Annotated in this window: 13 protein-coding genes and 1 other RNA gene; 1 reads left to right on the forward strand and 13 read right to left on the reverse strand. The window is 29.3% G+C overall.

Annotation, left to right across the window (positions count from 1 at the left end; genetic code table 11):
- Window positions 1-182 precede the first annotated feature (182 nt).
- From KQI30_RS00175 to KQI30_RS00210, 9 genes are all read right to left on the reverse strand, one after another.
- Window positions 183-1,283 (reverse strand): DUF6398 domain-containing protein, encoded by a 1,101-nt coding sequence (locus tag KQI30_RS00175; protein WP_216461139.1) that lies wholly within the window; start codon window positions 1,281-1,283, stop codon window positions 183-185.
- A gap of 129 nt (window positions 1,284-1,412) precedes the next feature.
- Complete coding sequence (locus KQI30_RS00180) at window positions 1,413-1,616, reverse strand: cold-shock protein (RefSeq protein WP_216461140.1); 204 nt, start codon at window positions 1,614-1,616, stop codon at window positions 1,413-1,415.
- Window positions 1,617-1,717: 101 nt separating this feature from the next.
- Window positions 1,718-2,056, reverse strand: an RNA gene (gene rnpB / locus KQI30_RS00185) — RNase P RNA component class A.
- A 43-nt stretch (window positions 2,057-2,099) separates the two neighbouring features.
- The gene (locus KQI30_RS00190) at window positions 2,100-2,891 is read right to left on the reverse strand and encodes a Nif3-like dinuclear metal center hexameric protein (protein ID WP_216461141.1); all 792 of its coding nucleotides are present in this window, start codon (window positions 2,889-2,891) and stop codon (window positions 2,100-2,102) included.
- Window positions 2,878-3,573 carry a tRNA (adenine(22)-N(1))-methyltransferase gene (locus KQI30_RS00195; RefSeq protein ID WP_216461142.1) on the reverse strand — a complete coding sequence of 232 codons (696 nt, stop codon included), beginning with the start codon at window positions 3,571-3,573 and terminating at the stop codon, window positions 2,878-2,880. Before KQI30_RS00195 ends, KQI30_RS00190 begins: the two co-directional genes overlap by 14 nt.
- Window positions 3,574-3,591: 18 nt before the next feature.
- On the reverse strand, window positions 3,592-4,473 hold the full coding sequence (locus tag KQI30_RS00200; RefSeq protein ID WP_216461143.1) for a PH domain-containing protein: 882 nt from the start codon (window positions 4,471-4,473) through the stop codon (window positions 3,592-3,594).
- A gap of 82 nt (window positions 4,474-4,555) precedes the next feature.
- Window positions 4,556-5,638 carry an RNA polymerase sigma factor RpoD gene (gene rpoD / locus KQI30_RS16950; RefSeq protein WP_253287319.1) on the reverse strand — a complete coding sequence of 361 codons (1,083 nt, stop codon included), beginning with the start codon at window positions 5,636-5,638 and terminating at the stop codon, window positions 4,556-4,558.
- A 22-nt stretch (window positions 5,639-5,660) separates the two neighbouring features.
- Entirely contained in the window at window positions 5,661-7,430 is a 1,770-nt protein-coding gene (dnaG, locus tag KQI30_RS16955) for a DNA primase (RefSeq protein WP_253287320.1), read from the reverse strand.
- Between the two features lie 142 nt (window positions 7,431-7,572).
- Window positions 7,573-8,601, reverse strand: a complete 1,029-nt coding sequence (locus KQI30_RS00210; protein ID WP_216461144.1) for a deoxyguanosinetriphosphate triphosphohydrolase — start codon at window positions 8,599-8,601, stop codon at window positions 7,573-7,575.
- Between the two features lie 161 nt (window positions 8,602-8,762).
- Here KQI30_RS00210 and KQI30_RS00215 point away from each other — a divergent pair, with 161 nt between their 5' ends.
- Window positions 8,763-9,806, forward strand: coding sequence for a CotS family spore coat protein (locus tag KQI30_RS00215; RefSeq protein ID WP_216461145.1), 1,044 nt, complete (start codon window positions 8,763-8,765; stop codon window positions 9,804-9,806).
- 443 nt (window positions 9,807-10,249) lie between these two features.
- Here the strand turns inward: KQI30_RS00215 and ppdK are convergent, their stop codons facing one another.
- The 4 genes from ppdK to efp all read right to left on the reverse strand — a co-directional run bounded on the left by ppdK (window position 10,250) and on the right by efp (window position 14,757).
- The gene (ppdK, locus tag KQI30_RS00220; RefSeq protein WP_216461146.1) at window positions 10,250-12,880 is read right to left on the reverse strand and encodes a pyruvate, phosphate dikinase; all 2,631 of its coding nucleotides are present in this window, start codon (window positions 12,878-12,880) and stop codon (window positions 10,250-10,252) included.
- 63 nt (window positions 12,881-12,943) lie between these two features.
- Window positions 12,944-13,582: a helix-turn-helix transcriptional regulator gene (locus KQI30_RS00225; RefSeq protein ID WP_216461147.1), complete on the reverse strand. Its 639-nt coding sequence runs from the start codon at window positions 13,580-13,582 to the stop codon at window positions 12,944-12,946.
- 236 nt (window positions 13,583-13,818) lie between these two features.
- A complete protein-coding gene (locus KQI30_RS00230) occupies window positions 13,819-14,175 on the reverse strand; it encodes a hypothetical protein (protein WP_216461148.1) in 357 nt (118 codons plus the stop codon).
- Window positions 14,176-14,199: 24 nt separating this feature from the next.
- Window positions 14,200-14,757, reverse strand: a complete 558-nt coding sequence (gene efp, locus KQI30_RS00235; protein WP_216461149.1) for an elongation factor P — start codon at window positions 14,755-14,757, stop codon at window positions 14,200-14,202.
- Window positions 14,758-14,780: the final 23 nt, after the last annotated feature.

Raw genomic sequence — 14,780 nt, forward strand, 5'->3', positions numbered from 1 at the left:
CTAGCCTCCTATTTTTTATACATACTTGATATTTTATATTATATTATATCAAATAGTAAATAGTATCGAACATTTATTCTTAAAAAAATATAAAAAGGCTGTTTACAACAGCCACTATTTTTTACTTCATTATACTATTAACTTGTGTATTTAGCAAAAATTTTCAATATTAATTCATATTTTTATCTGTAATTTTTTCTAAGCCATTGTAATGAACCTAAAATACTTCTCCAAGTAGATAAGGAGTACCAGCAATACATTATTGCTTCTTTTTCATCTCCCGGTGTACAGAAGTCCGGTAAAGATTTAGGCATTGATTTATATCCTAATAAATAAGGTGGTATAAATGAATTTGCTTTTACCGCTTCTTTTAATTGATCTTTAGCTTTATCTACTTCGCCATACTTATAACTTAAAAGTGCTCTAGCATACATAAATATAGCTGTTGTATCATCATCGTACGTAGCTAAAAGTTTTTCCGCCTCTTCATCTTTATTCGTCTCTAGTAACCAATTTATTAGTATATATCTAATTCCTTGTGAATCACTATTATTTAGTTCAATCATTTCTGTATATTCTTTTATAGCTTCTTCTTTTTCACCTAAAGCCCATAATAAATCCCCATATGAAAACTTCGCAAGCATATAAGGTTGAGTTTCTTTTGCTGTCCAAAAGTTTCCTCTTAAATTTTCAAAATCTTCTTTTATTTCATCATACCCTGCATCTAATGCTAGTTTATATGCTTCTTTCTTTTTATTTAAATCCATTATCTCTTCATCAGCTATAATAAGCATAGCATCAACGCATTTATCATATAAACTTAAAGCAAAATATGCTTCATTTATTCTTTCCTCATAATTTTCTATATATATAGCTTCCCTTGCAATATTGTAAGCTATTTCTTTTAATGTACTTTTGTTTTCTTCTGTAACCCAATCTTTTATATCCGCACCTATTACACCATCTCTTATTTCTTTAGATCTGCTTAATGCTGTTGAAGAACTTATATTAAAAGATTTATACAAATCTGAAGCTTTAACATTTATTTTTGAAAACTTCTCAAAATAGAAATTTACTCCTGCTAGAGCATGAACAGCCCCACAAGCCCATCCTTCTAATCTTCCCTTTGAAAAGCCCTTCTCATTAATCTCAATAACTTTATCTATAGCTCTAATACATAACCCTGCAAACTCTTCACTTAAATTTGCATTACAATATTCTTCAATCAATCCTTTAACGTCTTCATATCTTTTTAAAAGATTGTCATCCATAACTTTATTCATTCCATTACTCCATTCTAAAATATAATCGCCATATTATAATATAAACTATATTTATTAATTTGTGGAGTATATTTTTTACAATTCCATATATTACCACATATATTTCTTTAATAAACTTTTCTTTTATCGCTATACTCTATGTACATTAACAGCTATTAATCCTGTAGCACCACCAATTAAATCAAATTTTACTTTTTCACCTTCATATAATCTAACCATATCATCATCAAGATTTATATCACTTATAAAAATGCTTTCACCATCTTTTGTTTCAATAAATCCACATCCTACTTCATTATTGAACCATTTGATAATTCCTTTGCTTTTAGCCATTGTTTTCACTCCTATTGGTTTTTTATTTTATATTATTTCCAAAATAAAATAATTTATCCAAAGAAAAAGAGAGACATTTGACTATAACCAAATGTCTCTCATGTACGACTAAAACTATAAGCCGAGTTCTGTATTTGACGGTCATCTATCTAGGTTTATTGTTACCAATAAACTCAAGCGACACTTCTGAAGCGAGCGAGCAACTCATTGCTTCAAATCGATCTTGCACCAAATGGGGTTTACATAGCCGCAAAGTCGCCATTGCGCTGGTAAGCTCTTACCTCACCTTTCCACCCTTACCTAGAAAGTAAATTCTAGGCGGTATATCTCTGTTGCACTTTCCTTCAAGTCGCCCTGACTGGGTGTTACCCAGCATTCTGCTCTGCGGTGCTCGGACTTTCCTCTCCCTAATTTTAGGCAGCGACCATCTGTTTTACTCGCATATGTATATTAACATAATTAATATATTAAATCAATTAATTTTTAATAATTCTTATATGGAGATTTACTTTTTTCTGATAATTGTACTTCTACGCCATATTTCTCAAGATCTTTTTTTATTGTTTTTGATATTTCTGTAAGCGGTATCCATTCCGAATAAAAATGTTCCATATCTATAATGTTTATTTTTTCTTCACTATAATCTGATACATAGTGATATGTGGTATCTCCAGTTATAATTAAATCGCAACCTTGATCTTTAGCATATTTAAAATAATCTTGTCCTGATCCATTTAATAACGCTACCTTAGTAATTTTATTATCTAATTCTCCACAATATCTTATATTATCCATTTTAAATTTAACTTTTATTTTATCCAGTATATCTTTTAATGTTGTGCTATTACTTACTATACCTATTCTTCCGATACCAGCATTACTATCCATGCAACTACTACTTAATACTTTCATCTCTTCAAGTTCTAATATTTTTCCTAATATATCTGTTATTCCACCTTTAACACTATCTAAATTTGTATGGGCAGAATATAGTGCAATATTATTTTTTATAAGCTTTCTTATTTTAGTACCTTGAATCGTCTTATCTGTAATAGAACTCGGTTTACTAAAGATTAATGGATGATGTGTCAATATTAAATCGCACCCCTTTTCTATAGCCTCTTCAATAACCTCAAGGGTACCATCTAACGCCACTAATATTTTAGATATATCACTTTCACTATCACCTACCATTAATCCAACATTATCAAAATCTTCTTTTAGATATGTAGGCGCTATTTCATTCATATATACTTCAAAATCATTTATTTTCATTTAATATACTCTCCATAAAATTAATTTTATCTTGAATTTCTTTTTTTCTTATAAGTGCAGCTTCTGTTTCTTTTGTTATATAACTTATAATTTCTTTAAAATGATTTATCTTATGCTTTATATACATTAGTTCTTCTTCACTAGGACTACATATTACCTTTTCCCCTAATTCATATACTATATCTGAAAATGATTTTTTTTCATTCTCTCCATAAGATACTTTAATAATAGGATAGTATTTTTCTTCATCATAAACTACTTTTTCTTCTATTAAGTTATAGCCTTTTTCATAAATATATTTTCTTACAACTTCAACATTTTGTACTGGTTGTAATACTAAATAATCCATAGATTTAAAAATATCTAAAGATTCTTCTATTATATCTCTTATAAGATTTCCTCCCATACCTGCTATAACAGCTACGTCTATCTCATCTTTTTTAAACACTTCAAGCCCTGGACCAACTCTAAAGGAAATATCCTCTGAAAACTTAGATCCTTTAACATTAAAAATTGCCTTTCTTAATGAATCCTTACTAATATCTGTAGCTATTACACTATTACATAGTTTATTTTCTATAGAAAATAAACCTATATAACCATGATCACATCCTACATCTCCTAACCTATTACAAGGACCTATAAATTTGCATATTTCTTCTATTCTTTTTGAAACTAACATTTTTTTCTCCTATGTATTCTAAAAATAATATATTGAAAGTATTTGAATTTGCATAAATAATAAAACAACTGCTACTATTAGAGGTAAGTATATATACTTATAACACGATTTTCTATCATATTTGGAATATACATTAGAAGTTAACAACATACATATTAATATCCCTGATGTAATAAGACCATACGATATTTGATTTACAGTAAATTGTGTATATGTCCCCCATTTAATTGGTTCAAATCTTTCATTAAATGATAACGGCATTGAATTTAAAGCATAGTTATCTTTCATTCCCAAAATAAGTGGAATTACCATTAATATTATTATAAGAAACGATGCTGTTATAAATGGTATTAAAAAATACTTATCCTTATATAATGGAACAACCTTTTTACTCTCTACTTTTTTTGAACCTTCTATAGATATCTCATTGCAAATACCATTAATATCTATTGGTGAAATTGCAAAATTACCATTAACAGTTTTAATTAGTAAAACATTTTCAAAATTAGAAACATATGCTCTCGTAGTACCTATGTTTTCTATATATATTCTACCAAACGCAAATTTTTTCATTCCATATCCATCTAAAATCATTCCATCTATTTTATTCTTTTCACGTAAAAGTTCTATTATTTCATTCATAGGTATCTTTATATTTCTTAAATAAAAAAATGTATTAATAATTAAAGAATCTTCATCTATTATATATCTAGTTGTAAACGATATAATTATGTAATATAGTTGATATATATCAATACATATTAAAGATACTAATCCAAATAATTTTATCATATAAGATTTAATAAACATTGAAATAAATAAAAAACCGAAATTAAGAATCAATGTCATGAATATTAAATAAAAACTTCCAACTCCTAGTTTTTGCTTGTAAATCTTCATAACCTCTCCCCCTTATATTATATATAATTATACCATAATAATTACTTACCACCAATAATAAAAGAGCATCAAAAGTGATGCTCTAATCTAAATAATCTTTAAGTTTTTTACTTCTACTTGGATGTCTCAATTTTCTTAACGCCTTAGCTTCAATTTGTCTTATTCTTTCTCTTGTTACATTAAACTCTTTACCTACTTCTTCAAGGGTTCTTGTTCTACCATCGTCAAGACCAAATCTAAGTCTTAATACTTTTTCCTCCCTAGGTGTAAGAGTATCTAAAACATTAATTAATTGCTCTTTTAACATTGTAAAAGCTGCTGCTTCTGCCGGTGCTGGTGCTTCATCATCAGGTATAAAATCTCCAAGGTGAGAATCCTCTTCTTCACCTATTGGTGTTTCTAATGAAACAGGTTCTTGTGCTATTTTCATAATTTCTCTAACTTTTTCAACTGGCATATCCATTTTTTCTGATATTTCTTCCGGTTGAGGAGCTCTTCCTAACTCTTGAACTAATTGCCTCTCAACTCTAATAAGTTTATTTATTGTCTCTACCATATGAACAGGTATTCTTATAGTTCTAGCTTGATCCGCAATAGCTCTAGTTATTGCCTGTCTTATCCACCATGTTGCATAAGTTGAGAACTTATAACCTTTTCTATAATCAAATTTTTCTACAGCTTTTATTAAACCTAAATTTCCTTCTTGTATAAGATCTAAAAATAGCATTCCTCTTCCAACATATCTTTTAGCTATAGATACAACAAGTCTAAGATTTGCTTCTGCAAGCTTTTTCTTTGCATATTGATCTCCTTCTTCTATTCTCATAGCTAATGATATTTCATCTTCTGATGATAATAGTGGAACCTTACCAATTTCTTTTAAGTACATTCTAACAGGATCATCTATAGATATTCCTTCCGGAATTGATATATCAATTTCCTCAGTTGTTTCTTCTACTGCATCTTTATTATCCCCAATTACTTCTATACCCATTGATTCTAAAGCTTCATAAACCTGTTCAATTTGTTCAGGAGTTAATTCTACATCTTCAAGTTCATCTACTATCTCACTATATGTCAAACTTCCTTTTGATTTACCTGTATCAATTAATTTTTTAACTATCTTTAACATTCCAGCCTTGTCTTTTGGATTCACCTTTTCCATGCTAGACCTCCTCTCAATATCCCTAGAGTTCTTTATATTGTTTTTGTTTCTCTTTCATTCTCTTCAATAATGTTATTGTTTCACTAACTGAACCTAACTTCTCTTTATCTTTAATCTCTTTATTTAAGAACTCTATTTCTTCTTCTAGCTTAAATTTTTTAAGTCTTCTTATACAATCAAATATAAGCTTATCGTCTTCATATCCATCTGTAATAATAGGTTCTTCTCTAACTTTTATAAGTGTTTTCAAAGTTCCTTCATCATTACATCTTGCCTCTATATCTTTTGTTATATCAACTTTCCCACTATCGTAAAGCTCTTTAATTTTCTCAAATAAAGGTGTCGTCTCATTTGAATATAAATATTCTTTATCATTGTACTGTGATATTAACTTATAATTCTCAATATTCTTTAAAGATAATTTTAATAATATTCTTTCTATTCTCAAACTACTCTTCTCTAAATGTATATTTTGACCAATATACCCCGAATTATTCACTTTTTCATAATTACCTTTAAAATTCTCCATTTTTCTTAATGTATCTATTATAATTTCTTCTCTAACTTTAGTAATCTCACTTATATTATGTATAAATTCATCCCGTTCTAAACTAGATAAATCTATACAAATTTCCTTCAGAGATTCTTCTATAAAATAGCGCACCTCTTCTGCTTCATTAAGATTATACTTTTCTCTTATAAGTTCAAGTTTATATTCATTTAATGACATAGATTTTTCAACAAGTTCTATAAATTTGTCTCTACCATTTTTTTTAACAAACTCATCAGGATCTTTTCCATCTGGAATCCTCAAAATCTTTATTTTAAGCCCCATATCCTGTAATACTTTAAATCCTCTTTCAGTAGCATTTTTACCTGCTGCATCAGCATCATAACAAATTATAACTGTATCAACAAATTTCTTTAGAAGTTTTCCTTGATTAACAGTTAAAGCTGTTCCTAACGAAGCCACTACATTGGTAATATTATGCTCATGAAGAGTAATTACATCCATATAGCCTTCTACCATAATTATTGACTTTTCAAGTCCACTTTTTATAGCAAAATTTAAGCCATATAAATTATCACCTTTTTTAAAAATTAAACTTTCTGGAGAATTAAGATATTTAGGCTTAGAATCATCTAAAACTCTTCCACCAAATCCAATTACATTTCCTCTATAGTCAAAAACCGGGAAAATCACTCTATTTCTAAATCTATCATAGGTGGATTTTTCACTCTTAATAGCCAATCCTAAGGTTATCAAATCATCTATTTTATATCCTCTTCGTCTTAACTCATTCATAAGTGAATGCCATGAGTCTTCGGCATAACCTAAACCAAATTTCTTAATTGTTGCTATATTCAATTCCCTATCTCTAAAATAATTTTGTGCTTTTTTATTAGTTTTTAAGTTATTAAAAAATATTCTTGCACTTTCCTTATTGATTTTAAGAAGTTTATCTTTAAACTCCTTCCTCTTCTTGGATTCTTTGTTGCCTTCATCAATTTCTATGTTGGCTCTTTCCCCTAAATACTTTACCGCTTCAACAAACGGCAGGTTCTTAGTTTTCATTACATATACAATTACATTGCCTGCTTCTCCACATCCAAAACATTTATATATTCCTTTTTCAGGTGTAACTGTAAATGATGGAGTTTTCTCTTTATGAAAGGGACATAATCCAGTTAAATATTTACCACTCCGTTTGAGTCTGACACCACTTTCTTCAATCACACTAGCAATATCATTTTCATCTTTTATCCTCTGGATTAATTCATCACTTATCAAATAAAAACCACCTCTATTTTTTTCGTACAATTAAATTAATATTCGACATCCAAATTATATTTCCTCTTTTTATTTTTAATTTAAATATATTAATTATGTTATTCTTTTATTATATTATTGCATAGTTCCAAGTCACATATTCTTAATATATTACAAACTTAGGAACATATAATTCATTAAATAAATGAATACAATAATCATCACTCATACCACCTATGTAATCACAGACACCCTGATAAATACCCTCATTTTTTGCAATATTTCTATAAAACTCCGGTAACTTATCTGGATTTTTAATATAAAACATAAATACTTCTTCAAATACGAACTTAGCTTTTTCTCTTTCATTTTTAAGTATATTTCCTTTGTATACTTCCTTGAACATAAAACTTCTAAGTCCTGTTAATGCATAACCGACTTCTTTACTTTGTGTCACCTTTATATTGCCATCTTTTAAATTATCTATAGTATTATATATTATGTCATGAACTAACTTGTTTATTCTATCAGAATTACTATGTCCTAAGATATTAATATATTCTTTGGGAAGATCTTCTTCCACTATTAACCCTGCTCTTATTGAATCATCAATATCATGATTTACATAAGCTATCTTATCTGCATATTTTACTACTTGACCCTCTAATGTAAACGCTTCTTCACCACTTTTGCCAAATCCTGAATGATGCAGTATACCATCCAATACTTCTTCAGTAAGGTTTAATCCAACGCCGTTTTTTTCTAGGTGTGTCAATACTCGTATAGAATTAATATTATGTTTAAATCCATTAGGCATCAATTCATTTAATACTTCTTCACCATTGTGAGCAAAAGCTACATGACCTATATCATGTCCTAATGCTATAGCATCAACTAAATCATCATTAAGTCCTATACCCTTAGCAATAGTTCTTGCAATTTGGGCTACTTCTAGTGTATGAGTTAATCTCGTTCTATAATGATCTCCTGATGTCTTTATAAATACTTGTGTTTTATGCTTTAATCTCCTGAATGATTTTGTATGAACTATCCTATCTCTATCTCTCATAAAACAAGTACGAATATCCTCTTCTTTTTCTTTAACTTTTCTTCCTCTAGTGTTTTTAGATAATACAGCATACTTATTTAATGTAAGTTCTTCTCTCTTCTCTATAGTTTCTCTTATATTCATATAAATCCTCCTGATTAATATTACTTCTTTATAAAATTCTCATTTCCTCTTTTTACTTAATATTATTTTAAAAATTTCTATTCCATTTATTAATATACTTCATGCATAAATATATTATTTCTTTAATATTCTTATACTATAACGATTAAGGAGATTTTTATATGTCTAACTCAACTTTATCTAACAAATTAATTTATGATTTAATTTTAAAAGAATATAATATTAAAGCTAATTCTATTGAACTTGTAAAAGCTAAAGCTACTGCAAAAGATAGAATGGTATATAAAATAGATACAATATCCAAATCATATTGCCTAAAAAAAGTTTATTATGATGAGGAAACACTACTATTTATATATTCATCAATAATATGGTTAAATCTTCATAATATATCATGTCCTATTCTTATTCCTACTACTAACAATGGACGATATTTTAAATATAATAATATGCTTTTCATATTAACACCATGGATTGAAGGTATAAGGTGTAATTATGATATTCTAACTCATTTAGAAATTTCACTAAAAAATCTCGCTAATATGCATATTGCTGGAAAAAATTTTTCACCTATAAAAGGATCTAAGGTTTTAACTGGATCTGATAGTTCATCTTTTTCATACTCAAAACATTTTGGTGACTTAAAAAAGTATATTGACATATGTAGCAATCAAAAAGATATCTTTTCAAAGAAAATTTTTGATTATAAAGACTATATTTTAAACACTGCATATATCAGCGTGTTATATTCAAAATTAATTGACACTAATGCTCTTCCTAAAACTTTATGTCATAAAGATTATGTTAACAAAAATATAATTATTGATACTAATATGAACCCTTGGATTATTGATTTTGATAAATGTAGAATTGATTATAGAATCTCAGATCTCTGTTACTTTTTTAGACGTTTTTTAAGAAGAGAAAATACTAAATGGAACTTTTTTCTTTTCTCATATCTTTTAAATATATATGAGAAAATATCCCCTTTAAATTTTAATGAACATATTTATCTTTTTTCATATCTAAGCTTTCCTCAAAAGCATTGGCGATTATGCAAAGACTTTTTAAATAGACCAACTCTATCTTATGAAGAGTACAATAATCTTTTGAATAAATATAATAACCAAAGTGAAAATCACATAAAATTTATATTTTCATATAAATTTTATATTTATAATCGTTTTAAAAACGAAAGAAACTAGTACTATAATTTTTATTTTTTCAACTTTATCAAAAAAGGAGGTGTCGCATTAACATAAAAAGTTGTTAGCGATACCTCCTTTTATTAGATCACAGGTTAGATGGCACAGGGCACAAGTAAGGTTATAGATATGTCGAGTGCGTATATAAAACTGTTATTCTTAAATGTTGTTTTTTATAAATCATAGATTCATAGTCCAAGCTACATGAAGGTGCAACCTTCATTAGCCCCCCGTAATAGTTCTATATCACATATAAATATCTTAAGAAAACCACCTTACTCTATATACAAAATTATCACACTTAAAATCTCAGAAATTCCCCAAAGGGAATTTCATCCATACCTGTGACTTGTGCCTTGATATCCTATTTTATAAAAAACTGCCGCACTCTTAATCTCTAGCTTCTTTGTGCGACAGCCTCCCTTTTCGTTCCCTTATATATATTATCTAGGATTTTTAACTTGTGCTTGTGCAGCTGCAAGTCTTGCAACTGGAACTCTATATGGTGAACAAGATACATAATTTAATCCAACAGCATGACAGAATTCTACTGATGATGGATCACCGCCATGTTCTCCACAAATTCCAAGCTTAATATCTTTTCTTGTAGCTCTTCCTGCATCTGCTGCCATCTTAACTAACTTTCCTACACCATTTTGGTCAAGTTTTGAGAATGGATCAAATTCATAAATCTTCTTCTCATAATAATCATTTAAGAACTTAGCAGCATCATCTCTTGAGAATCCAAAAGTCATTTGTGTTAAATCATTTGTTCCAAATGAGAAGAATTCTGCTTCCCTTGCAATCTCATCAGCTGTTAAAGCCGCTCTTGGAATCTCAATCATTGTACCTACTTTATATTTCATATCTATTCCACTATCTTTAATAAGTTTATCAGCAACAGAAACTACAATATTTTTTACATATTTTAATTCTTTTACTTCTCCTACTAATGGAATCATTATCTCAGGTACAATATCATATCCTAATCTCTTCTTAACATCTAAAGCTGCTTCTATAACTGCAGTTGTTTGCATTTCTGCAATTTCTGGATAAGAAACACTTAATCTACATCCTCTATGTCCCATCATCGGATTGAATTCATGAAGTGAAGCAATTGTATTTTTTAATTCATTTAAATCTATATTCATTTCTTTTGCTAATGCTTCAATATCTTCATCTGCAGTTGGTAAAAATTCATGTAATGGTGGATCTAAGAATCTTATTGTAACAGCTTTTCCTTCCATAGCCTCATAAATTCCAATAAAGTCTTCTTTTTGCATTGGCAAAATTTTATCTAAAGCCTTTCTTCTTTGCTCTTCTGTCTTTGCTACAATCATTTCTCTAACTGCAGCTATTCTTTCTTCATGGAAGAACATATGCTCTGTTCTACATAATCCAATTCCTTCTGCACCAAATTTTACTGCTTGTTTAGCATCTCTTGGTGTATCAGCATTTGTTCTAACATTAAGCTTTCTTATAGAATCTGCCCATTCCATAAATGTTCCAAAGTACCCTGTTATCTCTGGAGTAGCTGTTTTAATAGCCTTTCCATATACATTACCTGTAGAACCATCTATAGAAATATAATCTCCCTCTTTATAAATATTGTTTCCAGCTTTAAAATACTTTTCCTCTTCATTTACTTCAAGTTCTCCACAACCAGCTACACAACATGTTCCCATTCCTCTTGCAACAACTGCAGCATGAGATGTCATTCCTCCTCTAACTGTAAGAATACCTTCTGAAACAACCATTCCTTCAATATCTTCTGGTGATGTTTCTAAACGTACAAGTACTACCTTTTCTCCTCTATCAGCTGCAAACTTTGCATCTTCTGCAGTAAAGTAAACTTTTCCACACCCTGCTCCTGGTGATGCTGGAAGTCCTTTTGCTATAACTGTACTCTTTTTTAATTCATCTGTATCAAAAGTTGGATGAAGTAATGAATCTAATTGTTTTGGTTCAACTTTTAATATAGCTTCCTCTTTACTTAATAAACCTTCATCTACTAAATCTACGGCAATCTTTAAAGCAGCTTGTGCTGTTCTCTTTCCATTTCTAGTTTGTAAGAAATATAATTTACCCTGTTCAATAGTAAACTCCATATCTTGCATATCTCTATAATGATTTTCTAGTCTATGTGCTATATCCATAAACTCTTTATAGCATTGTGGAAGATCCTCTTCGAGTTTAGATATAGGTTGGGGAGTTCTTATTCCTGCAACAACATCTTCCCCTTGAGCATTAATTAAGTACTCACCATATATTTTATTATTTCCTGTAGCTGGATCCCTAGTGAATGCTACACCAGTTCCTGAATTGTCTCCCATGTTTCCAAAAACCATAGATTGAACATTTACAGCAGTTCCCCAATCAGATGGAATATCATTAAGTCTTCTATATACTATAGCTCTTGGATTTTCCCATGATCTAAATACTGCTTCTACCGCAGCTATTAATTGATCAAATGGATTATCTGGAAAATCTTTTCCCATCTCTCTTTTATAGATATCTTTATATCTAATTACAACTTCTTTTAAGTCATCAGCAGTAAGTTCTGTATCAAACTTTACTCCCTTTTCAGCTTTAATATCATCTAATACGTTTTCAAAATATCTTTTCTCAATCCCCATAGCAACGTCAGAAAACATTTGAATAAATCTTCTGTATGAATCATAAGCAAATCTTTCATTACCTGTTAAATTTGAAAGCCCTATAGTAGCATCATCATTAAGTCCCAAATTTAAAATAGTATCCATCATACCTGGCATAGATACTCTAGCACCACTTCTTACTGAAAGTAATAACGGATTTTCTGTTGACCCAAATGTTTTACCTGTTATTACTTCCAAATTTCTTATAGCTTCTTTCATCTCGTTTTTAACAGATTCTGATATTAATTTACCATCATCATAAAACTTTGTACATGCCTCTGTAGTAACTGTAAATCCTTGAGGCACCGGTATTCCCAAATTTGTCATTTCTGCTAAGTTTGCACCTTTTCCCCCTAAAAGGTTTCTCATTGAAGCATTACCTTCCTTAAAAAGGTATACATACTTATTATTAACCATATAACAACATCCCCTTTGTCATATTAATATATATCTAACGGGATTTTCCCGATAGTATCATTACTATTTAGATGCTGCTTCAACAAATAACTTAGTTATATTAGTCTTCGAAACTTTTCCCACTACCTTATAGCTTTCCTTTGCATCTTTTATTTCCTTTCTTACAACCGGAAGACAGTCAACCTCGTGATCTATAATTTTCTTAGCAGCTGAAATAACTGTATCATCTTCCTCTACAAAAACTATATTAGGCATTCTTGTCATAATAATTCCCACTGGAACTTTATGCATGTCACTACCTCCTATAGCTGTTTTTAGAAAGTCCTTTCTTGATGCTGCACCAACTAAAAATCCATCATTCTCAATAAATAAGGTACCGCTATCATTAAGAAATAATTCTAACACTGCATCATACACCATAGTATTTTCCCCTACTACTACAGCTTTAGACATTATATCTTTTACCTTTGTGGTAAGAGTATTTTCTCCAATTGAAATATTATTTTCTTTATTAGAAAAAATATATCCTACTTTCGGCTTAGCATCAAGCATACCACTCATTGTAAGTATTGAAAGATCTGCTCTCAATGCCGCCCTGGTAAGATTCAACTTCTCCGCTATTTTTTCACTAGTTATAGGTTGAAACTCTTTAACCAATCTCACTATTTCTTCTTGTCTACTTGTAAATTTAATTGTAGTCACCTTCCTTCTTGCGACCATATTTGTATTATATCACTATAATTGTATAATTAGTATAGCACTTACAGGTATAAAAGTCTAACTGTAAGAAATTACCATAACCTACTTTATTTATGCTCTTTATATCTCTATTTTTCTTATTATTTCAATTTTTGTATATTTATTCCTGCCATATTGTTACTCCATATCAAAATAAAGAAATCACTATCTTTATTCTCAGAGATAGTGATTTTAAAATATTATTTCTTTACAAAAGTTACTAAATTTCCGCAATTAGGACAATCAAACTTTTCTTCACTTTCATAAATTTCCTTATCTATATATAGAGATTCCTTGCAACTATTGCAACTAACTTGAATAAATTCTTCTTCGTCAAAATTATCAATTTCTAATTCATCATCTTCTACTGAAAGTACTGATTCTACTTCTCTTAGATCCTCTTCTATAGTATCAATATACTCTCTTAACAAATGATTTTCGTTGCTAAGATTTTCTATTTCACCTTGCAAATCTTTTATTATATCTATAAATAATTTAACTTCACAAGACTTATTTTCAAGATTTTCAAGAGTAGATATTTTTTCATTAATATTCATATACTCTTCCTCTCTTAAGGAAAATTAAACTCTTTCCATGTATTCTCCAGTTCTTGTATCAACTCTTATCATGTCACCTTCGTTTACGAATAATGGAACACCAATTTCAGCACCTGTTTCTAATGTTGCTGGTTTATTTACATTAGTAGTTGTATTTCCTTTTACTCCTGGTTCAGTACTTACAACTTGTAATTCAACAAAGTTTGGTGCTTCAACTGAAAAAGCTTCACCTTTATAGAACTTAATTATAGCAAACATATTTTCTTTTAAGAACTTAATAGCATTTTCAACTTGATCAAAGTTTAATGGAATTTGTTCATATGTTTCTCCATCCATGAAGTAATATAATTCTCCATCAGAATAAAGATATTGCATCTCTTTTCTTTCGATTACTGCTTCTTGGAATTTAGCTGTTGGGTTAAAAGTAGTTTCTGTAACCCCACCATTTATAACGTTTCTAAGCTTAGTTCTAACGAATGCAGCTCCTTTTCCTGGCTTAACATGTAAAAAGTCTATAACTGTATACACTTGTCCATCTAGTTCAAACGTAGTACCTTTTCTTAAATCTCCTGCTGATATCATTAATATCCCTCCAAAATGATTTT

It is taken from the genome of Clostridium bornimense (genome assembly GCF_018917145.1).
Lineage (GTDB): Bacteria > Bacillota > Clostridia > Clostridiales > Clostridiaceae > Clostridium_AN > Clostridium_AN bornimense_A.